Source organism: uncultured Thiohalocapsa sp., from assembly GCF_913063425.1.
Taxonomy (GTDB): Bacteria; Pseudomonadota; Gammaproteobacteria; order Chromatiales; family Chromatiaceae; genus Thiohalocapsa.
The window spans coordinates 104,140-127,374 of sequence record NZ_CAJXYK010000002.1 but is presented as its reverse complement, the minus strand read 5'-3'; the positions used below and the strand labels follow the sequence as shown (position 1 = coordinate 127,374).

Genomic DNA, 23,235 nt, shown 5'->3' with positions numbered 1-23,235 from the left:
GCCGGCGCGACGGCCGGCAGCGGACGATGGGCTGCTGACTCAGGGCGCCACCTCCACCCGCGTGCGCATCCAGCGGTTCACCATCTGCGTGAGTCTGCCGGACTCACGCCACCGCCGCAGGACCATGTCGATGGCGGAGAGGAGCAGGCGCTCCTCGGCGCGCACCACCCAGGCCGCGCGCTCGTCGGTGAGGGGCTGGAAGATGCCGATGAGCTGCTCTTCGGCGCGGTCCGCGGCGACGGCCCAGACCGTGGGTGCCGCGTGGATGAACAGGTCGACCTCGCCGACGCGCAGCGCCGCGATGCCGTCCGCAACGTCCGCAAAGGGCACCCGCTCCGACCGCGGCATGCGGGACTGCACGAAGCGCGCACCGGCGGTGCCCTGCTGGTAGCCGACGCGGGCCGCCGTGGTGATGATGTCCACGGGCCGTCCGAAGCGGGCGACGTCGGCGGCGCGGATCAGGGCCATCTGCCCCGTCTGGAAGAGCGGCGCGCTCGCGGCAAGCCCGAGCGCCCGCAGGTCGGCTTCCGGCAGGGTGGAGAGCATCAGGTCAATACGCCCGCCGCGCAGGGCATCCACGAGCCGTGCCTCGGGCATCTCCTGTATCTGAAGGTCGCGGTCCAGGCCGTCCGCCAGCGCCTGGGCCAGATCGATGCTGAGGCCGCGCAGCACGCCCCGGCGGAAGTAGGCCAGCGGCGGGCCGCTGGCGGCGACACCCAGGCGCAGCGTCGGGCGCTCCGGCGCCGCGCCGGCGGTCTGTGCTGCCGCGAGCGGTGCGCCGAGCGCGAGGCCCGCCAGCAGCCCGCCCAGCCAGCGGCGGCGTGCGCGGTCGGGCCTGACGGCGTCGGGGCGGGCGACGGCGTGCCTCAATCGCCCGGCAGCAGGGGCGTCGTGGCCCCCTGCTCGCGGTCCGGGATGGTGCTGAACCAATTGAGCTTGTCGCGCAGGTTCACCACCTCGCCGACGATGATGAGCGTGGGCGGCTCAGGCGGGTCCTCTTCCACCCGGGAGAGAATCGTCTTGAGGGTGCCCGGGTAGACTTTCTGCATGTGGGTGGTGCCCTGCTGCACCAACGCGATGGGCATGTGCGGCGGCACGCCGTGCTCGATCAGCTTGTCCACGATCACCGGCAGGCCCACCAGTCCCATGTAGAACACGATGGTCTGATGCGGCTCGGCGAGCTGGCGCCAGTTCAGGTTGATGGTGCCGTCCTTCAGATGCCCGGTGACGAAGGTCACCGACTGGGCATAGTCCCGGTGGGTCAGCGGGATGCCGGCATAGCAGGCGCAGCCGTTGGCGGCGGTGATGCCGGGGACCACCTGGAAGGGCACGCCCTCGGCGGCCAGGGTGTCGATCTCCTCGCCACCGCGACCGAAAATGAAGGGGTCGCCGCCCTTCAGGCGCAGCACGCGCTTGCCCTCTTTGGCGAGCCGGGCCAGGAGCTTGTTGATTTCCTCCTGGCGCATGGTGTGCTGGTTGCGCTGCTTGCCCACGTAGACGTGCTCTGCGTCGCGGCGCACCATGTCGATGATGGGCTTGGCGACGAGCCGGTCGTAGACCACCACATCCGCCTGCTGCATCAGCCGCAGTGCCCGGAAGGTGAGCAGGTCCGGGTCACCCGGCCCCGCGCCCACCAGATAGACTTCGCCCAGGTCCGTGGGGTTGCCGCCGGCGGCGAGCTCGCGCTCCATGTGGGCATCGGCCTCCTGCAGATGGCCGGAAAACACCCGCTCGGCGACACCACCCTGGAGCACCCGGTCCCAGAAGCGCCGGCGGTCGCGTTGGCGCTCGAAGCGCTCCTTGACCTGGTCCCGGTAGCGCGCGCAGAGCTCCGCGAGGCGCCCGTAGCCCGCCGGCACCAGGGATTCCAGCCGCGCCCGGATCATGCGTGCCAGCACCGGCGATGCCGTGCCGGTGGACACCGCCACCACCACCGGCGAGCGGTCGATGACGGACGGCATGATGAAGCTGCAGTCCTCGGGCTGATCCGCGACGTTCACCGGCACCCGCGCCGCCTTGGCCAGCGCGGCGATGTGCCGGTTCACGGCGCGGTCATCCGTGGCGGCGATGGCCAGGCGGATGTCGAGCAGGTCCTCGTCGTCGAAGCGGCGCTTATACCAGGTGATGGCCGGGTCCTCCTCCACCCGTGCGGCCAGCTCCGGCACCAGCGCGGGGGACACCAGGCGCACCCGCGCGCCGGATCGGCGCAGGTTCTCGAGCTTGCGCAGCGCGATGGGCCCGCCGCCCACCACCAGGCAGGGTTCGTTTTTGATGTCGAGGAAGATGGGAAGTAGATCCATGGTCGTCCGGCCGCGGCTGCGGCCCTCAGTGGGGCTGAAACGGAGATGGCACTCAGGGCGGCCCCGAGCTCAGTGCAGTGCGACAATGGTGTCGGAACTGCGCCTGCTCACTGGAAACGGCGCCCGCTGAGACCCATCCCCAACCACCGGCAGGGGGCGCTTGCCGCCGGCTGCCGATTGCCGAGTCTGTGAAGATTCTTTAATATACTGAAATACTTGGGCAAAGGGTAGGTGCTTTCGTGGTCAACGAGATCGATTCAGAAACCCTTCAGGCGCGCCTCGCCGGCGGTGAGGACCTGTTGCTGTTGGATATTCGCACGCCGGCGGAGGTCGCCCAGGGTGCGATACCCAACGCCAAGCATATCCCCATGCACCTGCTGCCGGTGCGCGCCGCGGAGCTGCCGAAGGACAAAGACGTGGTGCTCTACTGTCGCAGCGGCGCTCGTTCCTACCATGCCTGCCAGTTCCTGGCGCAACAAGGTTACGACAACGCGCTGAATCTGCGCGGCGGCATCATCGCCTGGGCCCGGCACGGTTACGATATCGGTCACCTCGACGCCGGCTGAGGGCGCGGCCGGACGGAGCAGCCGGCGCCCGGTGCCCGGTGCCCGGCGCCCGACGGCAGTTGCGTCGCACTGGGTTTTTGCCTAATAATCAGAATCTTTGCGGTTGCTGATTTGCTTATATTCTGCAACCTTCACCCCACGAGCCTGCGGAGGTACAACCACATGGCGGAATTCGATCAGGAACTGGATGCCAGCGGCCTCAACTGCCCCCTGCCCATCCTGCGCGCCAAGAAGACCCTGAACGGCATGGATGCGGGCCAGATCCTGCACGTCATCGCCACCGATCCGGGGTCCGTCAAGGACTTCGACGCGTTCAGCAAGCAGACCGGCAACGAGCTGATGGAGTCCAAAGAGGACGGCGGCAAGTTCCACTTCATGATCAAGAAGGCCTGACCAGCGGCGGACCGCGCGCGGGCGGCGTCTGCTCCGGCGTCCGGCCGGGCGCTCCCGATTCACCGGGCGCTCCGCAGCGCCGAGCGCCCACAAGCCAACGACGACACGGGCCCGAAGCCGGGTCCGCCTGGAGGACACGATGGACGAGAAGAAGCTGGCGATCATCGCCACCAAGGGCTCCCTCGACTGGGCCTATCCGCCCTTCATCCTCGCATCCACGGCCGCGGCCCTGGGCTACGAGACGCAGATCTTCTTCACCTTCTACGGCCTTCAGCTCCTGAAGAAGAAGCTGGCCCTGGAAGTCACCCCCCTCGGGAACCCCGGCATGCCCATGCCCATGGGCATGGACAAGTGGTTCCCGGTGCTTGGCCTCGCGCTGCCCGGTATGCAGGGCATGATGACGGCCATGATGAAGCAGAAAATGAAGTCCAAGGGCGTGGCCAGCGTGGACGAGCTGCGCGAGCTGTGCCAGGAGGCAGAAGTCAAGCTCATCGCCTGCCAGATGACGGTGGATCTGTTCGACATGGACCAGTCCGAGTTCATCGACGGCATCGAGTACGCGGGCGCCGCGGCCTTCTTCGAGTTCGCCGGCGACAGCGACATCTGCCTCTACATCTGACGCGCGCGGCGGCGGTCCACCCGGCCCCTGTCGGCAGGCAGCCGCCGCGACGGATCGCTGCAGGGCCGGGCACCCAGGGCCGGGCACCCAGTGCCGGGCAGCAGGCGCAGTGCTTGACTGCACCGACGCCCGGCCGTTCCGCATCAGGCTTGGCCCAGGTGTCGACGGCATCGGCACAGCACGGAATGACAGAGCCCGCCGGGTTGCGGCGCAGGTCCTGCCGGAGGGCGCTTGTCGGGCGAAAAAGAAGGCCGTCCCCAATCCGGGGCGGCCTTTAAGGTTGCGCGACTTGCTGCCGCGCCTTGGGGGAAGCTTCGGCGCCGGCCGCTGCCGGCCGACACCGGTGAATCAGAAGGCGTCGAAGCTGGTGCTCACTTCGAGCCCGAAAATGTGCACGTCGGTGGAGTAGTCGCCGTTCAATGCGGTGGTGCCGTTGATCTCGGCGGGCGCCGTCAGCGGGTCGTAGGGCCGGCTGCTGCGGTAGTCGCGGTCCTCGAACAGCACATACATGTAGCCGAACTCCACCTGGATGCGCTCGTTCAGCTTCTGGGCCACGCCGAGGCTGAACAGGTGGCGGTCGTTGTCGGGCACCCGTGCGCTGAAGTAATCGTCGCCCTGCGGTGTCTTATCAAAGGCGTAGCCGACGCGCAGCTGGGTTGCGTCGCGCACGTCATAGGTGGCACCGATCCGGAAGGCGTCAGCGTCATCCCACTGGTTCTCGTCCCGGCTGAGGATGGCGCCGTTCAGGTCGCCCTTGACCTCGATCTCCTGGAACTCGCTCCAGCCGGTGCGCGTCCAGTCGAATTCCACAGCGAGCTTGTCCTCGATGACCTCGTAGCGCACCCCGAGCTGGAGCCGCCAGGGCAGGTCCAGGTCCAGCGATGCCGTCTGGCTCGGGTTGGCACCGATGGCCACCAGGCGCGGATCGAGCACCGAGTAGGTGCCGTCGAGCGTCAGGGTGGGGGCGGAGTGAAAGTTGATGCCTGCGCTGAAGCGATCCTTGACGTACATGGCGCTCAGGTTGAAGCCCCAGCCGCCGCCGTCCCCTTCGAGCTGCGTCAGCGTGGAGTCCAGCTGCGCGGCCTTCGCCCAGTAGATGTCCGCGCCTGCGGACACGGCGAGCTGGGGGGTCACCAGGTAGGTCACCGTGGGCGTGAAGTCCAGGATCTCAAGCTTGCTCTGCGTGGGCTGTGGGCTCAGCGGAATGCGGCTGCCCGGCGCAAAGGGCGGCGAGGGCAGGGGCGCGGTACCGGTGAGCTCGGGGAAGGTGTTCGGGGCCCAGCGGGTTTCCAGGCCGAAAGGGGCGGTGACGCCGAGGCCGGCGGACCAGCGCTCGTCAATGCGAATCGACGCCTGTATCATTGGTGCAACAAACCAGTCCGCGGTCGTGGCATCGCCGCCACCGCCGGGGATGTCCACGCTGAGATCGGGACCCAGGAACAGCATGCCGGCGTTGATCAGGCTCTGGTCATGGAAGGCCATGGCCGCCGGGTTGTAGATGATGGCGCCGCGCTCGTCCGGGTTGGCCACCATGGCATTGGCGGTGCTGAGCCCAGCCGTGGAGAGCTCGGGCACGGCATAGCCGGAAGCGTGACTGCGCTCAGCAGCGCAGACTGCAAGCACTGCGGCGGCGACCGCGGAGAGCGGAAAATGCATGCGGCGCATCGCTGGAATCCCCCGTTGGATGGTCGTTGTCTGCACCTTGGGCCGGCGTCTGGGCCCGTGTCTGGGGCCGGCTTGGGTGGTAAAGATACGCCACTCTGTTGCATTTTTCCAGTTATGTTGTGAATTCACATATGCGTGTTGCGGGGCACGGGGTTACAGCGGTGCCGAAGCGCCGGTCAGGCAGCCGCCTCTGCTCGGGTATCCACACAGAAAGCATCTGAATTTTGTGGAAAAATCGGTGCGGCGGGCAGCGATGTGCTATAAGTGCAATCTATCGGTGCCCAGTCTCCCGGCCGTGGTGGAAGTGCACGCAGCCGCGCCGAAGATCAGCTGCCTGTCGCACATGCGGCGTGTCGGACGGGGCACTGCGACACACCAGCCCCTGACATCCGACGGCGGCCGGGCGCATGTCCCGGGCGTCGGTCCGACCGCCGGGGCGCGCTGTTTTTTCCCTGTCGAGGTTCCGCGATGGCCGACCGCAGGTTGCAGGTCTTTCACACCGTGGCCCGGATGCTGAGCTTCACCAAGGCGGCTGAGTCGCTGCACATGACGCAGCCGGCGGTCACTTTCCAAGTGCGCCAGCTCGAAGAGCACTTCAACACGCGGCTCTTCGACCGCACCCACAACCGCATCAGCCTCACCGACGCCGGCCACCGGGTGTTCGAGTACGCGGACCGCATCTTCGAGCTCTACGGCGAGATGGAAAACGGCGTACGCGAGATCACCGGCGAGATCAGCGGCGCGCTCACCATCGGTGCCAGCACCACCATTGCCGATTACATGCTCCCGACGCTGCTCGGCGACTTCAACGCGCGCTACCCTGAGGTCTCGATCCACCTCAAGGTGTCCAACAGCGACGGCATCGTGTCCATGGTGGAGAGCAATGCCATCGACTTGGGCGTGGTGGAGTCGCCGGTGGGCAACCGGAACCTGGTGGTGGAGACCTGCAAGCAGGATCAGCTCGTGGCCATCGTGCCGCGGGGACATCCCCTCGCCGCCAATCAGCAGATCCACTTCAGCGCTTTGCTCGACTTCCCGTTCATCTGCCGGGAGGAGGGCTCCGGCACGCGCGACGTCATCAACGACTACCTCGATGGCCTGCCGGACTGCGCCGCCGGTCTCAAGGTGTCCATGGAGCTCGGCAGCCCCGAGGCGGTGAAAGGGGCGGTGGAGGCGGGGATGGGCGTCTCCGTGGTCTCGAAGGCCACGGTGCAGAAGGAGCTCAGCCTCGGTACCCTGGTGACGCTGGCGCTGGACCCGCCGCTGGTGCGACCCTTCTCTTTCGTGCACCAGAAGCAGAAGTTCAAGCTTCGGGTCATGGAAGAGCTGCTGGAATTCGCCCGCGCCTACTGCAAGAGCCACCAGTCCCACGATGTCGTCTGAGCGACCTGCCTGATGCTGCCGCCCCTCACGCTGCCACAAGGACCGATGCAGGCGCAGCCGGGCTCGGCGGACGAGCGGCGGCTGCTGCGCCGGTTCCGGGCACTGGATGCCGCGTCCCAACAGACGCTACTGGCTTTTGCTGAGTTCCTGGCCGAGCGGGAGAGCCAGCGCACAGCGGGCGATGGGGCCGACCAGGCCGCCCTGGCGGAGCCCCGGCTGGAGCCCCGCCCCCCTGAGGAGTCCGTGGTGGCCGCCATCCAACGCCTGCGACGCAGCTATCCGATGCTGGACAGCGGTACAATGCTGCACGAAACCTCGGCGCTCATGGCCGCTCACGTGCTCCAGGGCCGTGCCGCCGCCGCCGTCATCGACGAGCTCGAGGCCCTGTTCGCGGCGCGCTTCGAGGCCATGCGGGACGACGGCGCCTGAGCCCGGGCGCGTGATTGGTCGGATGGCCCCGGCCCCGGCCCCGGCCCCGGCCCAGGCCGAGGCGTGGCCGGCAGCGGCGCACGCGGCCTGCCAGCTGAGTGAGCACCGCCTGACCGCCGCCTGAACGCCGCCTAACCGCCGGCCCACCGTCCCGCCGCCCATCCCCAGCCTTGCCGCCGCCGGAGCAGCCCCTTGTCCGCGCTTCCTCAGCAGGAGATCGTATCCCGCCACGAAGACCCTCCGCCGCGCCCTGCCAACCCCATGCAGGTGCTGGGCGACTGGTTCCGGCGCCACTTTTCGGACCCGCAGGTCATGGTGCTGGCGGTGTCTGTCGTCATCATCGGCGCCGTGGTGCTGGTGCTCGGCGAGATGCTGCTGCCGGTGTTGGCGAGCATTGTCATCGCCTATCTGCTGGAGGGCTTCGTGCTGGTGCTGGAGCGCCACGGCTGGCCGCGGCTGGCGGCGGTGCTGCTGGTGTTCGTGCTGTTCCTGGCGTTCGTGATCTCGGTGCTGGTTGGGGTGCTGCCGCTGGTGTACCGGCAGGTGTCGGACCTGGTGCAGCAGCTGCCGCAGATGCTGGCACAGGGGCAGCATCTGCTCATGGCCCTGCCGGATCGCTATCCGGAGCTGGTGAGTGCCGCGCAGATCGATGCCGCCATGGATGCCATGCGCAGCGAGGTGGTGGGCTACGGTCAGACGCTCGTGTCGGTGTCCCTGTCCTCGCTGGTGGGCGTCATCACGCTGCTGGTGTACCTGATCCTGATGCCGCTGCTGGTGTTCTTCTTCCTGAAGGACAAGCACCTCATTCTGGGCTGGTTCCGGCGCTACCTGCCGCGTCATCGGGCCATCGCCGGCACGGTGTGGCGGGACGTGGACCGGCAGCTGTCCAACTACGTCCGCGGCAAGTTCTGGGAGATCCTCATCGTCTGGGCCGTGAGCTTCGCGACCTTCACCGCCTTCGACCTCAAGTATGCGATGCTGCTGGCGCTGCTGGTGGGGCTGTCGGTGATCATCCCCTACATCGGCGCGTCCGTGGTGACCGTGCCCGTGGTGCTCATCGCCTGGTTCCAGTGGGGCTGGGGCGCGCAGTTCCTGTGGCTCACCCTGTCTTACCTGATCATCCAGGCGCTGGACGGCAATGTGCTGGTGCCTGTGCTGTTCTCGGAGGTGGTGAACCTGCACCCCGTGGCCATCATCGTTGCGATTCTGGTGTTCGGCGGCATCTGGGGGTTCTGGGGGGTGTTTTTCGCCATTCCGCTGGCCACGGTGGTGCAGGCTATCCTGAGTGCCTGGCCGCGGCCGGCGGCGCCTCGCCCGGGCGGCGACGCATTGCAACGCGACGCCTGAGCAGGTCGAGGCCGATCCCCGCACGCATCAGCCGCCACCCTTTGCCGACGCTTTCCAAGGACCCCTCATGCTGCAACTGATCCTCGGCCTGGCGCTCTTCCTCGGCGTCCATTCCGTCTCCATCGTGCGCCCGCACTGGCGGGCGCAGGCCGTGAGCCGCTTCGGCGAGGTGCCGTGGAAGCTCGGCTACGGCGCCATCGCCGTGGTGGGCTTGGTGCTGATCATCCTCGGCTATGGCGCGGCCCGCACTACCGACCCGGTGCTGCTGTACCAGCCGCCTGTGTGGCTGCGGCACGTGTCACTGCTGTTGATGGTGCCCGCCTTCACCTTCCTGCTGGCCGCCTATCTGCCGGGGCGCATCCAGCGCGCGGTGAAGCACCCGATGCTGCTGGCGGTAAAGATCTGGGCCACGGCCCACCTGCTCGCCAACGGGACGCTGGCGGATCTGCTGCTGTTCGGCGGCTTCCTCGCCTGGGCCGTGGCGGACCGCATCTCGCTCAAGCGCCGCGAGCAGCCGTCGGTGCCCTCGGCACCCGCGGGCAAGTGGAACGATCTCATCGCCGTGGTGGGCGGGCTCGTGCTCTACGTCGCCTTCATTCTGTTTCTGCACCGCTGGCTCATGGGCGTGTCGCCCATCGGCTGAGGCCGGTGGGCGGCGCCGGCGCGCCGGCGATGGGCGCCTGCGCGACGGGCGGGGTCAGAACCTGGCCCGCAGCTTGTCCACGAGGTGCATGAGCCCGAGCAGCGGGTGCCGCCAGGGCATGCGCGGGCCGGCGTAGCGCATCACCTCGACGATGCGCCCACGCCGGCTCGCGCTGTAGCAATGCACGCTGCAGTCGTTGCAGGGCATCTTCGACTCGCCGAAGACGCAGACGTCGAGCCGCTGGTTGGCGTAGCGCAGCAGCTCGGCGCAGTCCGGGCAGTGGTCTGCGTGCAGCGCGTCCCCGACGCTGTCCCGCGTATCGGGGCTCCCGATCAGCGCGTTGTCCGGCGTGGGGCCGGTGCCGGCAGGGCTTGGTGCGGTGGCCTGACCATGGTGGTCGCGGCAGTAGATGCCGATCATCGCGGCGATGGTGCGGCGCTCGCGCTCAATGCGCCGCCCGTGGTTGGCGGGGCGCAGGCCGGCGGCGCGTGGGGGTCGGGTTCGCATCTGCATGGCGCCATTATGGAACCTGACAGCGAAGCTTGGTTGATGATTGTCAATAAATGTTGACATCGCGTCAGCCTGACAGATGCGCCCCTGTTGCGAGACCGTCGCCACCCCATGCCGGCGGGCTGTGGTGAGGCTCGCACCCGGCCGGACCCGCACCGTTCCGACAGCGTGATCAAAACCAGGAATCGACCCGATGCACACACCTCTGCTGCTCCTGCTCGGCCCGGTGCTGCTCCTCGCCGGCTGTGCGACGCAACCCTATCCGCCGCTGCCGGACGACATTGCCGCCGAGACCAGGGGCACGCCCCCTGGCGTTGTCGCTGGCGTCGCCCCTGTCGCCGTCGAAGCCGAGCAGAGCCTTACCGCCCTTGCCGGCAATGTCTCCGAGGTCGCCCGGCGCGAGGCCCAGCTGGCGCCCGTCTCGCAGGAGGTGATCCCGCTGCCGCCGGACCCGGCGACCCTGCCGGCGGCGGACGCCCGCGAGCTCAAGATCCTGCTTGGCGATCGCCGCTTCGAGTACTACGAGGACGAGCGCCTGGTCTGGTCCGGCAAGGTCTCCGCCGGCGTCGCCGAGCATCCCACGCCGCGCGGTGAGTTCCGGGTCACGGCCAAGGACATCGACAAGCGCTCCGGCAGCTACACCAACTATTTCAACTGGCCCACGCCCATGCCCTATGCGCTCCAGTTCCGGGGGCCCTACTGGGTGCACGAGGGTTATGTGCCCAACGAGAACGCCTCCCACGGCTGTGTGCGCCTGCGCCACGACGACGCCAAGTTCGTCTACGCCCGCATGCAGGTGGGTGATGCGGTGACCGTGGTGGAGTAAGCCCAGGCGGGGTGGCGCATGCAGCGCTGGGTGATGCACCTGGACATGGACGCCTTCTATGCGGCGGTGGAGCAGCGCGACGACCCGAGCCTGCGCGGTCGCCCGGTGGTGGTGGGGGCGCGCCCGGGCGGGCGCGGGGTGGTCGCCACCTGCTCGTATGAGGCCAGGCGCTTCGGCATCCGCTCCGCCATGCCCATTGCCGAGGCGTACCGCCGCTGCCCGGATGCCGTCTACCTGCGCCCGCGCATGGCGCACTATGCCGCCGTCTCCCGGCGCATCCGCCGCGAGCTGGACGGTATCTCGCCCCTGGTGGAGGCCGTGTCCATCGACGAGGCCTGCGTGGACGTCTCCGGCCTGGAGCGGCTCTTCGGCCCACCCGCGGCCATCGGCGCGCTCGCCAAGCGGCGCATCCGCGACGCCTGTGGGCTGACGGCGTCGGTCGGCATCGGCCCGAACCGGCTCATCGCCAAGCTCGCTTCCGAGTACCGCAAGCCGGACGGGCTCACGGTGGTGGCGCCGGACCAGGTCCAGGCCTTTCTGGATCCGCAGCCGGTGGCGGTGCTGCGCGGGGTGGGCGCGCGCACGCTGCCGCGGCTGGAGCGGCTCGGCATCCGCAGCGTCGCCGATCTGCGCCGCCGCCCCATCGCCGAGCTGCAGCGCCACCTGGGGCCGCGGCTTGCGGCGGCCCTGCATGCCCAGGCGCGCGGCATCGGCCCCAGCGACGTGGTGCCGGATACCCCGCGCAAGTCCATCAGCAAGGAGACGACCTTCGCCCAGGACCAGACCGACCCGGCGCTGCTGCATGCGCGGCTGCGCCAGCTCGCCGGCGAGGTGGCACACACCGCCCGTGCCGGCGGCCTCGCCGGCGGCGTCGTGACGCTCAAGGTGCGCTACGCGGGCTTCGTCACCCACAGCCGCCAGCGTCGGCTCGCGGCGCCCACCGACAGCGAGCGCGTGCTGCTGGCGGAGGCCTGGCGCCTGTTCGAGCACGGCGGGCTGCCGCAGGCGCCGGTGCGGCTCATCGGCCTGGGTCTGGCGGCCCTCACGGAACCGCAGCTGGGGCCGCAGTCGGGCCCGCAGCCGCACCAGCGGGACCTGTTCGAGGCCGCCGATGCCCCACGCCGGGACAACCGGCTCGCGCAGACCCTGGATGCCGTCAACGCCCGTTTCGGCGACGGTGTGCTGGGCTTCGGCCTGGCGGCGGGCGCCGTGCAGCCGGCGGAGGCGGGCGCGATCCCTGAGGATCGGTCCCGGGGTCGGTCCCCGGACGCTGCCGACCCTGCGCCGGACGACGCTGCGGGGCGATGACGGCCTGATGCTAGAATCGTCGGTCTCATGCACCGCGGCCGGAGCCTGTCATGCTGCTGACCAACATCGTCCTCGTCATCGCCGTGATCCTGATGATCGCCATCGCCATCGGCCTGTCCCGGGACGGCTCGGGCAAGCCCACCAAGGGCGCCGGGCGGCAGCAGGTGCGCATCGTCGATGCGGATGCAGACGCGGATGGAGAGGGCAAGCAGGAGCGCTGAGCGCGCGGCGACCCGCACGCATCGCGGTGCCGGCCCAGGGCGGCCGCACCGGTGCCGCCGCTCAGGTCCAGGTGACCTTTGCAGCACATCCTCACTGTCCTCGGGGGTTCCTCTCGCGGTAGAATCGGGCGGTTATGGATCTGAACTTTCTGCCCTTCGAACAGCCGGTCGCCGAGCTCGAGGCCAAGATCGAGGAGCTCAAGCACGTCGGTGACGACAACGAGATCAACATCGCCGAGGAGATCGAGCATCTCCAGGTGAAGAGCCGCGCGCTCACCGAGCAGATCTTCTCCGGCCTCACCCCCTGGCAGGTCTCGCAGCTGTCCCGGCATCCGCTGCGGCCCTATTTCCTCGACTACGCCCGGCGTATCTTCGAGGACTTCCAGGAGCTGCACGGCGACCGTGCCTTTGCGGACGATCACGCCATCGTCGGCGGTCTCGCGCGCCTCGACGGCCGTGCCGTGGTCATCATCGGCCACCAGAAGGGCCGCGACACCAAAGAGAAGATCCACCGCAACTTCGGCATGCCGCGACCGGAGGGCTACCGCAAGGCGCTCAGGCTGATGCAGCTCGCCGAGCGGTTCGGGCTGCCCATCTTCACCTTCATCGACACCCCCGGGGCCTATCCCGGCGTCGGTGCCGAGGAGCGCGGCCAGAGCGAGGCCATCGCCCGGAACCTCCAGGTCATGGCCACGCTGCGGGTGCCCATCGTCTGCACCGTCACCGGCGAGGGCGGCTCCGGCGGGGCGCTGGCCATCGGCGTCGGCGACCGGCTCATCATGCTCCAGTTCAGCACCTATTCGGTGATCTCGCCGGAGGGCTGCGCGTCCATCCTCTGGAAGAGCGCCGACAAGGCGCAGCTCGCCGCCGAGGCCATGGCCATCACCTCCTCGCGTCTCTACGACCTGGGCCTGGTGGACGCCGTGGTGCCCGAGCCCCTGGGCGGTGCCCACCGCGACGTGGACACCATGGCGGGCTCCCTGCGCGACACCCTCATCGAGGCCCTGGGCGAGCTCGAAGCCATGTCCATGGAGCAGCTGCTGGCCACCCGCTACGATCGGCTCCGCAGCTACGGCCGGCTCAAGGACTGAGGCGTCGGGCACTGACCTGACCCGGCCGGGCTCCAGCCGGCTTGTCATGCGGCCCGCCGACCAGCTCACCGATGCGCGCCTCGCCGCGGCGCTGGCCCCCGCCGCCGGCGGGCGGCTCTGGATCGCCTACAGCGGCGGGCTCGACTCCCATGGACTCCTGCACGCCGCCGCCCGGCTGCGTGTGCCGCTGCGCCTGGATCTTGCCGCGGTGCATGTGCACCACGGCCTGCAGCCGGCGGCGGACGCCTGGGTGGCGCACTGCCAGCGGGTCTGTGCAGCGCTCGGGATTCCCCTGAAGGTATTGCAGCTCGGGCTGCAACCGACCGCCGGCGAGAGCCCTGAGGCCGCTGCCCGCGAGGCCCGCTACGGTGCCTTTGGGGCGCTGCTGCAACCGGGCGAGGCGCTGGCCACCGCCCAGCACCGCGACGACCAGGCCGAGACCCTGCTGCTCGCTCTGCTCCGCGGTGCAGGTCCGCACGGGCTTGCCGCCATGCCCGCCCGCGCCCGCCTCGGCGCCGGCACCCTGCTGCGCCCGCTGCTGGAGCTGCCGCGGGCGGCAATCCTGGACTATGCCCGCGCCCATGGCCTCAAATGGGTGGAGGACCCGAGCAACGCCGACGCCGCGCTGGACCGCAACCGCCTCCGCCACCGGGTGATCCCGCGGCTGCGCGAGCGCTGGCCCGCGCTGGACCGCACCCTGGCGCGCTCCGCGGCGCACTGCGCCGAGGCGGCGGCGCTGCTGGACGAGCTCGCCGACGCGCTGTTGAAAGGGCTCGGCGCCGCCGGCGACACCGGCGATGTGCTCCCGCGGGCGCTCTCGATGGCCGGTCTGCGTCGACTGTCCGGTCCCCGCCAGCGCCTGGTGCTGCGCCGCTGGCTCCTGCGCCTGGACTTCCCGGTGCCGGACGCGGATCGGCTGCGCCGCATCACGACGGAGGTGCTGGAGGCGGGCGCCGACCGCCAGCCGCTGGTGGCCTGGCCCGGCTGCGAGGTGCGCCGGCATCGGGATGCGCTGTACGCCTTGTCCCCGCTGCCGGAGCCGCCGGCTCCCGGCAGCTGCCTGCTGCCGCTGCCCGGAGCCGCGTCGCTGTCACTGCCGCCCCCGCTCGGGACCCTGCGCTGGGTGCTCCACGACGCAGCGATGCCGGCGCAGGTGCGTGTGTGCTTCGGCGTCCCAGGGCTGCGCTGTGCCCGTCCCGGGCGGCCCGCAGCGGACCTGAAGACCCTGTTCCAGGAGGCCGGTGTGCCGGCCTGGCTGCGGCCGCAGGTGCCGCTGCTGTGCCTGGACAGCGCCCTCGCCGGTGTCGGCGGCGTCCGGCTCTGCGGCACCGGGCTCAAGCAGCTCATCTGGGAAGGGCATCCCTGGGGGCGGCAGGGCTGGCTCTCGCCCGTCGTGGACCTCACCCGCGGCGGCGGCCGGTGACCGTCCGGTTCCGGCAACGGGATGACAGCGGCAACCGCAGCCCGTGCAAAACTGCGGCAACGCAAGAAGCGCCGGCCGGAGCTTGGCGTCGGCCTGGCGGAGTCGTCAGGCGTACATCAGTGTTCCGCGAGGCTCAGGAACCGTATCAGGGTGAGCATGTGCTGATTGCGCTCCGGGCTTGCGGCCTTCCTGCACATCGACATGGGGTCAGTCCCTGTGGCATGGTCGCCGCCGCGTCATCGCAGCAGTCGGGAGTCGTCGGGGATGCAGTCAGGCCCATTCGCGTCCATGTCCCCTTGGTACGGGGGCTATGCCTTTCAGGGGTTGGTGGTGCTCGGCACCGCGCCGATTCTGGTGCCGCTGATCGTCGGCGGGGCGGCGGGACCGGCGGAGGCGGGGCTGGTGGTTGCGGCGCTGTACATGGGCCAGCTGACGGCACCCCTGTTCGGCGCCCTGGCGGATGGCAGCGGGCGGCATCGGCTGATCTACGCCGCCGGCTATCTGCTGCTGGCCGTCGGCCTCGGGCTGTTTCCGTATGCGCAGACGGTGCTGGAATGGTTCGTGCTGGCGCTGATTCAGGGGCTCGGGGTCGCGGCCACCAACACCGTGGCGTCGATGTTCATCGTGGAGTTTCGCCCGCGCCAGGAGTGGGACCGGCGCATCGGCTGGATGCAGACCTGCTACGGCGTCGGCCAGGCGGCGGGTCTCGGGCTCGCGGCCTTGCTCCAGCAGGCGCCGGCCTGGGGCATGCTGGCGTCCGCCGCGCTGATGCTGCCGGGCCTGCTGCTCGGGCTGATCGGTGCACCGCGGGGGCGGCGGGTGGCGCAGCACGCGCCCGCGGCGCCGGCCGCCGGGCCTGGCGAGGGCGTTGCGGCGCGTCGGCACGCACCGCCGCGGCAGATGTTCCCGCACGCCCACATCGGCCCCGCCACCGGGGCGCTGCTCGGGCGCTTCCTCGCGGATCTGCGCAGCCCCTACGCGCTCTTCATGCTGTGCTGGCTGCTGATCATGCTCGGCACCTGGCTGGTCTACAACCTGTATCCGCTGCTGATGCAGCAGGTCTACGGCGTCGGTGCCGGGGCCTCGTCCGTCTACTACGCCGTCGGTGCCGGCATCGGCGTGTTCGCCTATGCGCCCTCGGGTGTGCTCGGGCAGCGCATCGGCGACGGTGCCGTGGTGCTCGCCGGCAGCCTCATGAGCCTCGCCTCTGTCGGTGCCATGGCGGCACTGGCCATCTGGCAGCCGGCGGGGGTGGCGGTGCTGGGGCCGCTCGCCTTCGTGCTGCTGCCGGTGGCCTGGTCGCCGCTCATCGTCGCCGGCACAGCCTGGGCGGCGGCGCTGTCCACCATGGCGGAAGGGGAGGCGGTGGGGATTCTCAACTCCACCACGGCGCTGGCGAGTGTGGCGGCCGCCTTCGGGGCAGGGGTGCTGGCGAGCCGTTTCGGCTTCGACACCGTGCTCTACCTTGCCGCCGCGGCCATGGTGCTGGGCTCGCTGTTGCTGCTGCCGTTGCTGCGCGTCGGGGCCAAGGGGGCGGAGTGAGCGCAGCCGCGGGCGTCAGCCTGCGGCCAGGGCCACGAAGCGCCGGCAGCGGCTCACCAGGTCCTCGCCGGGCTCCAGGGCGTGGAGGTCGCCGCCGATGAGGAGCATGCAGTCGCGGCCGTAGAACTCACACAGCTCGCGCACCCGGGCCAGCTTCATGCCGCCCGCGGGCACCGGAAAGATGGGGGCGGTGTCGCCCATGGCATCGGTGCAGCCGGCGGCGATGTCCCGGCAGTCGGCCGCGGAGAAGGCGAAGCGCCCGCCCAGGTGTGGGAAGATGGCGGCATCGGCGCCGGCGAGGCGGTTGAGCCGGCCGTAGAGCATCCGCGGGCTGAGACCCGTGTCCGGGCTGAGCGCGAGGCCGCCGACAAGGGCGGGGTGGCTCAGGATGGGCAGTGCGAGGTCGTCATCGGCGGCGAGCCCGCGCATGGCATCAAAGCCCGCGAGCCCGGGGCAGAACAGGAGTCCGCCGGCACCGCTGTCGCGTGCGGCCCGCGCCCGGGGCCCGACGGCGGCGGCGGGCGCCGTGACGTTCGGCAGATAGAGGCAGCGGCGGCCGGTCTCCTGGTTGGCGCGGGCGACGGCCGCCGCGCAGCGGGGCACGCGCTCGGCGAAGGGCGAGAAGGGCTGGTCGGCGAGCCCGTGGTCGTCCTTGATGAGGTCGATGCCGCCGAGCGCCAGCTCATAGGCGAGCTGTGCCAGGGCCGGCGCGGACAGGCCCATGGGCTTGAGCGCCGTGCAGAGCAGGGGCCGGTCGTGCACGTCGAGCAGCCGGCGCAGCCCCCTGATGCCGAAGCGCGGCCCGGGCAAGCCCTGCGCCAGGGCGGGCGGCAGCGCGATGTCCATGAGCCTGACGCCCGGCTGCAGGGCGACGTTGCCGAAAAGCACGTTCAGCAGCTGCGTCAGCTCGCCGCCGGCGGCTTCAACGGGGTAACGGATGGTCACGTCCCAGGCGCCGTCGCCGACGGCCACCGGCGCATCCGGGGCGCCGACGATCTGCTCGCGGATGGCCGTATTCGGGATCAGCGCATCCGGGAATTCCACGGTCTGCTCCAGGCAGATCTCGCGGGCGCGCACCAGCGCCGCCGCAGCATCGTCGGCGCGGATGCGACAGCGCGCGGCGAAGCGCTCACCGCTCAGTGCCAGCGCGACGGGATCTTCGATGGTCATTTCACGTTTACTCCCCCTCCCGCACCGGAAACACCACCAGATGATCCGCCTGCAGGCGCACGCCGATCTCCTCGCCCACGGCGTGGCGGTGGTGGCTCGGCACCAGACAGAGCACCTCGGTGCCGCTGCCGAGCCTCAGGGTGTACATGAACTCGGCGCCGCGGAAGGCGCGCTCCACCACCACGGCCTTCCGCGGGCTCGATTCGTCGTAGACCATGTCGTCGGGGCGGATCAGCACCTCCGCCGGCGTGCCGGGGGCGAGGCCGTGGGGATGCTCTCCGGCGATGCGTCCGAGCTCGGTCTTGACGCGGATGTCGTCATGGACGCTCGCGGGCAGCAGCACGCCCTGGCCGATGAAGTCAGCGACGAAGCGGTCCGCGGGCTCGTGGTAGAGACTGAAGCCGCTGCCCCACTGGTGCACCCGCCCGCCGCCGATGACGCCGATGAGGTCGGCCATCGCAAAGGCCTCCAGCTGGTCGTGGGTCACCAGTATGGCGGTGATGCCCTCGCGCTTCAGCACGTCGCGGACCTCGCGGGCGATCTGCTCGCGCAGGTCCGCATCCATGCTGGAGAAGGGCTCGTCCAGCAACAGGATCTGCGGGCGCGGCGCCATGGCCCGGGCCAGGGCGACCCGCTGCTGCATGCCGCCGGAGAGCTCGTGCGGGTACTGGCGTGCGGCACCGGTGAGCCCCACCAGCTCCAGCAGCTCGCCGACCCGGCGCCGGCGGGCGGCGGCGGGCTGGTCGCGCAGGCCGAAGGCGATGTTGCGGCTCACGCTCAGGTGCGGAAAGAGGGCGAAGTCCTGGAACACCATGCCGATCTGCCGCTGCTCCGGTGCCAGTGTGAAGCCGGGGCGGGAAACCAGCTCGCCGTGCAGGCGGATCTCGCCGCGGCTCAGGGGCTCGAAGCCGGCGATGGCGCGCAGCAGTGTGGTCTTGCCACAGCCGCTCGGCCCCAGCAGGCAGCCGATGTTGCCGGGCTCCAGCACGAAGGAGACATCCTGCACCACGGTGTTGTCGCCGTAGGCGACGCTCACCTCCAGCACCGAGAGCTGGCTTGCGGCGGTCTGGATGGGCTCGGGGGCGGCGGCGTCCTGGGCGGGGGGCATGGGGGTGTCGGACTGTCGGGTTGCGGCTGCCCGGGGAATCCCGGGCCTGGTGAAAGATGCTGTCGCCGGCGGCGACGCGGGATTATCCGTCATCCGGGCGGTCGATCACAGGCACTCGTCCCAACCATGGTCGCCCGGACACACGCCGGCCGAGCGGCCTGACATGGGTGCACGCTGCCCGCGCTGATACGGAGTCGTGCCGGCATCTGCTCAGGGATTCGCGGTCGGTCGTCGCCTGAGGCTGGGCACTGCTGCGCAGAGTGTTGCAATCTCAGAGAAATGCCCTCGGCATTTGCAGGCGTTAGCATGCCCCGTGCCCGCCGCCGCAGGGCGGGCGCTGCGGCGACTCGACTCGACGCGGCGCGCCTGCGCCCAGCATAACGACACCAGAGCGAGGACAGCCTTGACGCCGGACACCACCCCAATGCCGGATCTCAGTCTGTGCGACCGCGAGCCCATCGAGTATCCGGAGGCGGTGCAGTCGCAGGGGGTGGTGCTGGTGCTGGCGGGGGCGACGCTGACGGTGCGCCGGGCCTCGCGCAATACGGCAGACCTGCTGGGGCTCCCAGCCGAGACCTTGCTGGGGCGGCCGTTGGAAGCCGCCTTGGGTGAGGATCTCGCCGCCGCCGTGCGCACCGCCGCCCAGCGCTGGCAGGCACAGCCTGTGCACCCCGCGACCTTCCCGTGGCGCCCGCCCGCGGCGCCGGCGGCGGGCTTCTGGTGCTCGGTGCACGCAAGCGGCACGCAGCTGGTGCTGGACCTGGAGCCGGACCCCGCGGACTGGACAGCGGCCGAAGTGGATGGGCGGATGCGGGAGGCCCTGGCCGGCATGCGCGCCGTGCGCGCCGAGCCGACCCTTTCGCGCAGGCTCGACGCTGCGGCGAAGCTGCTGCGGGTGCTGACGGGCTTCGAGCGGGTGATGATCTACCGCTTCGACCCCGACGACCGGCATGGCGAGGTGATCGCGGAAGCGCGCACCGATGCCTGCGAGCCCTATCTCGGCCTGCGTTATCCCGCCTCGGACATCCCGCGGCAGGCCCGGGCGCTGTACCTGCGCAGCCCCACGCGCATCGTCGCCGACGTGCACGCCCCGCCCGCACCCCTGCGGGCGGCACCGGGTGACGTCGACGCCGTGCCCATCGACCTGTCGCTCAGTGCGCTGCGTGCCGTCTCACCGGTGCACCTGGAATACCTGCGCAACATGGGCGTGCGGGCGACACTCACCGGCTCCCTGGTGTGCGACGGCGGGCTCTGGGGGCTGGTCGCCTGCCATCACGGCAGCCCGCGATCCCTGCCGGGCCGGCTGCGGGAGCTGGTGGGCTGGCTCGCGCAGGACCTCGCCACGCAGATCGCGCTGCTGGAGGCGCAGCACTCCGAGCGTTACCGGGCGCAGCTCAAGGCCTGTCGCGAGCGCGTCATCACCGGCATGCGCGCGGGGGATGGCCTCGCTGACCTGATTCGCGGCCCGCAGCTCCGGGACGTGCTGGATGCCGTTGCCGCCGACGGTGTCGCCCTGGTGCAGGACGGGCCGGTGGTCACCGGCGGGGTCACGCCGCCGCCGGAGCGCTGCGCGGCACTCGCGGCCCGGCTCGGCGAGTGCGCCGTGAGCCCGGGCGCGCACCTGTTCGCCACGGACTGTCTGAGCCGCGATTTCCCCGGCACCGAAGATCTGGCCGACACCGCCTCGGGAGTGCTCATGCAGCCCCTGTCGGACGCCACCGGCCTCAAGCTTCTGTGCTTTCGCGGTGAGCTGCTGCAAGACGTCACCTGGGGCGGTAATCCGGACAAGGCCGCCGCTGTCGACGCGGACGGGCGCATCAGTCCGCGCAAGTCCTTCGCCGCCTGGCGGGAGACGGTACGTCGGCACGCGCGTCGCTGGCGGCGGGAGGAGCTGGAATCGGCCCGGGAGTTCGGTGTGCTGGTGGACGTCGAGTCGCGACGGGTGGCGGAGCAGGCGGTGCGCGACTCCGAAGCACGTTTCCGCAGCATGCTGGACAACGCGCCGGTGGGGATCTTTATCAAGGACCTGCAAGGACGCTATACACTGGTGAACCGCCATTGCGAGGCATTGCTCGGACACACGAATGCGGAGGTTCAGGGCAAGCGCCCGGAGGACATCCTGCCGCCTGAGGCGGCGGCCGAGATCGCCGCTAAAGACCAGGCTGTTGCAGTGTCGTTGCAGACCGAATCTTCGGAGGATGTGATTCCCTGGCCGCAGGGTACACGTGTCCTGCTCTCGACCCGCTTCCCGCTGCGCGATGCGGCGGACCGGGTGACGGCGGTGGCCGGCATCTCGGTGGACGTCACCGAGCGACGCCGGGCCGAAGCGGCACGGGATCTGGCGCTCGCCAAGTATCAGGCGTTGTTCCAGCACTTCCCGCTCGGTATCACCGTCTGCGATCGCGAGGGCGCCATCGTCGAGGCCAATCCGACCTCCGAGCAGATGCTGGGCGTGGGCCTGGACGAGCACACCAGCCGGCGTATCGACGGACCCGAGTGGTCCATCCAGCGCCCGGACGGCTCGCCGCTGCCCGCCGCCGAGTACGCCTCGGTACGCGCCTGGCGGGAGCGCGCCGTCGTGCGCGATCAGGAGATGGTGCTGGTGGGCGCAGACGGCGACCGGCGCTGGCTCAAGGTCAGTGCCGCGCCGCTGTCGGTGGGCGAGCTCGGCGCGCTGGTGGTCTACGAAGACATCACCGAGCGCAAGCGCATAGAGGCCCGGCGCGAGGCGGAGGCGGCCCTGCGCGAGAGCGAGCGGCGCTTTCGCATCATGGCGGACGAGCTGCCCGTGCTGGTCTGGGTCAACGACCCGAACCTCAACTGCACCATGGTCAACAAGACCTACCGGGAGTACCTGGGCCGGGCCGAGTCCGCCTGCCTGGGCCGGCAGTGGCTCGACGCCCTCCACCCCGACGACCGCGACGCTTACTGCGAGGCCTTCTTCGCGAAGCTCGGCCTGGGCGAGGCCTTTCAGGGGCAGTGTCGGGTCCGCCGCGCAGACGGCGAATGGCGCTGGGTGGAGACCTTCGCCCGGCCGGTCTATGCGGACGACGGCCAATGCCAGGGAACTGTCGGCACCACCATGGATATCACCGACCGCAAGGCCGCGGAGGATGCCCTCAGAGAGTCCCACGATACCCTGGAGCGCCATGCCGAGCAGCTGGGCCGACTCACCTCGGCCCTGACCCTGGCCGAGCAGCGCGAGCGCGAGCGCCTGGCCAAGGTCCTGCACGACCATCTTCAGCAGTTGCTGGTGGGCGCGGCCATGGGTGTGGAGCGCGTGGCGCGCCGGGTGCGCAAGGCGGGGCTGGTGCCCGCCACCGCCGTCGGCGCGGACATCGAGGACGCGCTGGCATCGTTGCGGGACCTGCTGCGCCAGTCGGTGGATGCCGCGCGCACCTTGGTGGCGGATCTCGGTCCGCCCATCCTGCACGACGTGGGCATGGATGCGGCGCTGGAATGGCTTGCCCGTACCATGCATGACAACCATGGGCTCGATGTGTCCCTGCGGCTCGAAGTGGACATCCCGGTTCAGTCCGAGGACGTGCGCAGCGTGCTCTTCGAATGCGTGCGCGAGGCGCTGTTCAACGTCGTCAAGCATGCCCAGTGCGAGCAGGCCGAGGTGGTGACCTGCCGCGACGACGACGGGTGCTTCTGCCTCGAAGTCCGGGATGCCGGCCGCGGCTTCGACACCGCCCGACTCACCGCCGGGGACACCGATGGGACGGGCTTCGGCATTCTCGCCATGCGCGAGCGGCTGCGCTGCCTGGGCGGTCGCTGTGACATCGGCAGCAGGCCCGGCGCCGGCACCCGCGTGGTGCTGCGGGCACCGTCGGATCGGCCGCCGCAGCGGGACCTGCCGATCGGCGCCGAGGCGGCCGGCGCAGCCGCCGGTGCCGGGTCGCCCGACGGCAACGCAGGCGCTGAGCCGGCACAGGTGTCGGTGCTGCTGGTGGACGACCATGCCATGGTCCGCCAGGGCCTGAAGGCGCTGTTGGCGGACGAGCCGAACCTGACGGTGGTGGGAGAGGCCTGCGACGGCGCGGAGGCGCTGGAGCAGGTGGCACGGCTGGCGCCCCGGCTGGTGCTGATGGACTATTCCATGCCGCGTATGGACGGGCTCGAGGCAACGCGGCAGCTGCGCGCAGAGCACCCCGGGGTGTGCGTGATCGGCCTGTCGATGTACCAGGAGGCGGACCGTGCCGCCGCCATGCTCGCCGCCGGGGCCTGCGCCTATGTCGACAAGACCGCAGGCGCCGATGTCCTGCTGGCCGCCATCCGCGAGCAGTTGCCACGCTGCGGCATCGACGGGGGCGCCCAGATACCCGCAACGGGGGCCGGGCGCAGCGCCTGACCCGGCCGGCAGGCGCGCCTCATCAGGAAACCTTTGCGCCCGCCGGGCTGGCGTCGGCGCCGTGCACTGCCATAATGACCACCAGTCATCCGGGGACCAGCGGCCGTGGTCGCGGGCTCGGGGTCGTTGGGCTGTCATGGTCAGCGCTGATGGCCCCAGCGCCGACCGCCCAGCGCCGACCGCCCAGCCCCGGCCACCCGGCAGCGCCGCCGGTCCGACGTGGCCGCTGTGACGCGCCGTGAGGAGGCCGGCTTAAGCCAGAGCCAAGTTGCCGCCCGTGCCACTCACCGCCGCTGAGCGCATCGGGCCGGCTACGGGGAACATGAACGATAATGCA

20 protein-coding genes are annotated in these 23,235 nt (G+C 70.3%); 14 read left to right on the top strand and 6 right to left on the bottom strand.

The annotated features are described in order from the left end of the window. Positions 1-39: 39 nt before the first annotated feature. Positions 40-870: an ABC transporter substrate-binding protein gene (locus tag QZ607_RS01500; RefSeq protein ID WP_295878835.1), complete on the bottom strand. Its 831-nt coding sequence runs from the start codon at positions 868-870 to the stop codon at positions 40-42. After that, positions 867-2,300 (bottom strand): siroheme synthase CysG, encoded by a 1,434-nt coding sequence (cysG, locus tag QZ607_RS01495; RefSeq protein ID WP_295878833.1) that lies wholly within the window; start codon positions 2,298-2,300, stop codon positions 867-869. The genes QZ607_RS01500 and cysG overlap by 4 nt, the downstream gene beginning before the upstream one ends. 239 nt (positions 2,301-2,539) lie before the next feature. On the opposite strand from cysG, the gene QZ607_RS01490 reads away from it, so the two are divergent. The 3 genes from QZ607_RS01490 (at position 2,540) to QZ607_RS01480 (ending at position 3,878) form a co-directional block, all read left to right on the top strand. After that, a complete protein-coding gene (locus QZ607_RS01490) occupies positions 2,540-2,866 on the top strand; it encodes a rhodanese-like domain-containing protein (protein WP_295878831.1) in 327 nt (108 codons plus the stop codon). A 162-nt stretch (positions 2,867-3,028) separates the two neighbouring features. Further along, entirely contained in the window at positions 3,029-3,259 is a 231-nt protein-coding gene (locus tag QZ607_RS01485; RefSeq protein ID WP_295878829.1) for a sulfurtransferase TusA family protein, read from the top strand. Between the two features lie 139 nt (positions 3,260-3,398). After that, the gene (locus tag QZ607_RS01480) at positions 3,399-3,878 is read left to right on the top strand and encodes a DsrE/DsrF/DrsH-like family protein (protein ID WP_295878827.1); all 480 of its coding nucleotides are present in this window, start codon (positions 3,399-3,401) and stop codon (positions 3,876-3,878) included. Between the two features lie 348 nt (positions 3,879-4,226). Here QZ607_RS01480 and QZ607_RS01475 read toward each other — a convergent pair whose 3' ends face one another. Beyond that, complete coding sequence (locus tag QZ607_RS01475; protein WP_295878826.1) at positions 4,227-5,543, bottom strand: porin; 1,317 nt, start codon at positions 5,541-5,543, stop codon at positions 4,227-4,229. Positions 5,544-6,011: 468 nt separating this feature from the next. On the opposite strand from QZ607_RS01475, the gene QZ607_RS01470 reads away from it, so the two are divergent. From QZ607_RS01470 to QZ607_RS01455, 4 genes are all read left to right on the top strand, one after another. Next, entirely contained in the window at positions 6,012-6,926 is a 915-nt protein-coding gene (locus QZ607_RS01470; RefSeq protein WP_295878823.1) for a LysR family transcriptional regulator, read from the top strand. A 12-nt stretch (positions 6,927-6,938) separates the two neighbouring features. Further along, the gene (locus tag QZ607_RS01465; RefSeq protein WP_295878821.1) at positions 6,939-7,355 is read left to right on the top strand and encodes a hypothetical protein; all 417 of its coding nucleotides are present in this window, start codon (positions 6,939-6,941) and stop codon (positions 7,353-7,355) included. A 261-nt stretch (positions 7,356-7,616) separates the two neighbouring features. Then, on the top strand, positions 7,617-8,702 hold the full coding sequence (locus QZ607_RS01460) for an AI-2E family transporter (protein WP_295878966.1): 1,086 nt from the start codon (positions 7,617-7,619) through the stop codon (positions 8,700-8,702). A gap of 67 nt (positions 8,703-8,769) precedes the next feature. Beyond that, positions 8,770-9,345 (top strand): NnrU family protein, encoded by a 576-nt coding sequence (locus QZ607_RS01455; protein ID WP_295878814.1) that lies wholly within the window; start codon positions 8,770-8,772, stop codon positions 9,343-9,345. A gap of 54 nt (positions 9,346-9,399) precedes the next feature. Here QZ607_RS01455 and QZ607_RS01450 read toward each other — a convergent pair whose 3' ends face one another. Then, a complete protein-coding gene (locus QZ607_RS01450) occupies positions 9,400-9,858 on the bottom strand; it encodes a nitrous oxide-stimulated promoter family protein (RefSeq protein ID WP_295878809.1) in 459 nt (152 codons plus the stop codon). A 190-nt stretch (positions 9,859-10,048) separates the two neighbouring features. On the opposite strand from QZ607_RS01450, the gene QZ607_RS01445 reads away from it, so the two are divergent. The 6 genes from QZ607_RS01445 to QZ607_RS01420 all read left to right on the top strand — a co-directional run bounded on the left by QZ607_RS01445 (position 10,049) and on the right by QZ607_RS01420 (position 16,266). After that, entirely contained in the window at positions 10,049-10,681 is a 633-nt protein-coding gene (locus QZ607_RS01445) for a L,D-transpeptidase (RefSeq protein ID WP_295878806.1), read from the top strand. Between the two features lie 18 nt (positions 10,682-10,699). After that, on the top strand, positions 10,700-11,989 hold the full coding sequence (gene dinB, locus QZ607_RS01440) for a DNA polymerase IV (protein ID WP_295878803.1): 1,290 nt from the start codon (positions 10,700-10,702) through the stop codon (positions 11,987-11,989). A 50-nt stretch (positions 11,990-12,039) separates the two neighbouring features. Next, positions 12,040-12,210: a hypothetical protein gene (locus QZ607_RS01435; protein WP_295878800.1), complete on the top strand. Its 171-nt coding sequence runs from the start codon at positions 12,040-12,042 to the stop codon at positions 12,208-12,210. Between the two features lie 134 nt (positions 12,211-12,344). After that, entirely contained in the window at positions 12,345-13,301 is a 957-nt protein-coding gene (locus QZ607_RS01430) for an acetyl-CoA carboxylase carboxyltransferase subunit alpha (protein ID WP_295878797.1), read from the top strand. A 46-nt stretch (positions 13,302-13,347) separates the two neighbouring features. Continuing rightward, positions 13,348-14,724, top strand: a complete 1,377-nt coding sequence (gene tilS, locus QZ607_RS01425; RefSeq protein ID WP_295878795.1) for a tRNA lysidine(34) synthetase TilS — start codon at positions 13,348-13,350, stop codon at positions 14,722-14,724. A 264-nt stretch (positions 14,725-14,988) separates the two neighbouring features. Then, a complete protein-coding gene (locus QZ607_RS01420) occupies positions 14,989-16,266 on the top strand; it encodes an MFS transporter (protein WP_295878793.1) in 1,278 nt (425 codons plus the stop codon). A gap of 15 nt (positions 16,267-16,281) precedes the next feature. Here QZ607_RS01420 and QZ607_RS01415 read toward each other — a convergent pair whose 3' ends face one another. After that, on the bottom strand, positions 16,282-17,436 hold the full coding sequence (locus QZ607_RS01415; protein ID WP_295878785.1) for a RuBisCO large subunit C-terminal-like domain-containing protein: 1,155 nt from the start codon (positions 17,434-17,436) through the stop codon (positions 16,282-16,284). Positions 17,437-17,443: 7 nt separating this feature from the next. Next, a complete protein-coding gene (locus tag QZ607_RS01410; protein WP_295878782.1) occupies positions 17,444-18,544 on the bottom strand; it encodes an ABC transporter ATP-binding protein in 1,101 nt (366 codons plus the stop codon). A 403-nt stretch (positions 18,545-18,947) separates the two neighbouring features. On the opposite strand from QZ607_RS01410, the gene QZ607_RS01405 reads away from it, so the two are divergent. After that, the gene (locus tag QZ607_RS01405; protein WP_295878779.1) at positions 18,948-22,898 is read left to right on the top strand and encodes a PAS domain S-box protein; all 3,951 of its coding nucleotides are present in this window, start codon (positions 18,948-18,950) and stop codon (positions 22,896-22,898) included. Positions 22,899-23,235: the final 337 nt, after the last annotated feature.

What these genes read in the sequence shown, in the direction of transcription:
- cysG (WP_295878833.1), bottom strand. Translation starts at nt 2,300, where the DNA reads ATGGATCTACTTCCCATCTTCCTCGACATCAAAAACGAACCCTGCCTG.
- QZ607_RS01485 (WP_295878829.1), top strand. Translation starts at nt 3,029, where the DNA reads ATGGCGGAATTCGATCAGGAACTGGATGCCAGCGGCCTCAACTGCCCC.
- QZ607_RS01480 (WP_295878827.1), top strand. Translation starts at nt 3,399, where the DNA reads ATGGACGAGAAGAAGCTGGCGATCATCGCCACCAAGGGCTCCCTCGAC.
- QZ607_RS01475 (WP_295878826.1), bottom strand. Translation starts at nt 5,543, where the DNA reads ATGCGCCGCATGCATTTTCCGCTCTCCGCGGTCGCCGCCGCAGTGCTT.
- QZ607_RS01470 (WP_295878823.1), top strand. Translation starts at nt 6,012, where the DNA reads ATGGCCGACCGCAGGTTGCAGGTCTTTCACACCGTGGCCCGGATGCTG.
- QZ607_RS01465 (WP_295878821.1), top strand. Translation starts at nt 6,939, where the DNA reads ATGCTGCCGCCCCTCACGCTGCCACAAGGACCGATGCAGGCGCAGCCG.
- QZ607_RS01460 (WP_295878966.1), top strand. Translation starts at nt 7,617, where the DNA reads ATGCAGGTGCTGGGCGACTGGTTCCGGCGCCACTTTTCGGACCCGCAG.
- QZ607_RS01455 (WP_295878814.1), top strand. Translation starts at nt 8,770, where the DNA reads ATGCTGCAACTGATCCTCGGCCTGGCGCTCTTCCTCGGCGTCCATTCC.
- QZ607_RS01450 (WP_295878809.1), bottom strand. Translation starts at nt 9,858, where the DNA reads ATGCAGATGCGAACCCGACCCCCACGCGCCGCCGGCCTGCGCCCCGCC.
- QZ607_RS01445 (WP_295878806.1), top strand. Translation starts at nt 10,049, where the DNA reads ATGCACACACCTCTGCTGCTCCTGCTCGGCCCGGTGCTGCTCCTCGCC.
- dinB (WP_295878803.1), top strand. Translation starts at nt 10,700, where the DNA reads ATGCAGCGCTGGGTGATGCACCTGGACATGGACGCCTTCTATGCGGCG.
- QZ607_RS01435 (WP_295878800.1), top strand. Translation starts at nt 12,040, where the DNA reads ATGCTGCTGACCAACATCGTCCTCGTCATCGCCGTGATCCTGATGATC.
- QZ607_RS01430 (WP_295878797.1), top strand. Translation starts at nt 12,345, where the DNA reads ATGGATCTGAACTTTCTGCCCTTCGAACAGCCGGTCGCCGAGCTCGAG.
- tilS (WP_295878795.1), top strand. Translation starts at nt 13,348, where the DNA reads ATGCGGCCCGCCGACCAGCTCACCGATGCGCGCCTCGCCGCGGCGCTG.
- QZ607_RS01420 (WP_295878793.1), top strand. Translation starts at nt 14,989, where the DNA reads ATGCAGTCAGGCCCATTCGCGTCCATGTCCCCTTGGTACGGGGGCTAT.
- QZ607_RS01415 (WP_295878785.1), bottom strand. Translation starts at nt 17,436, where the DNA reads ATGACCATCGAAGATCCCGTCGCGCTGGCACTGAGCGGTGAGCGCTTC.
- QZ607_RS01410 (WP_295878782.1), bottom strand. Translation starts at nt 18,544, where the DNA reads ATGCCCCCCGCCCAGGACGCCGCCGCCCCCGAGCCCATCCAGACCGCC.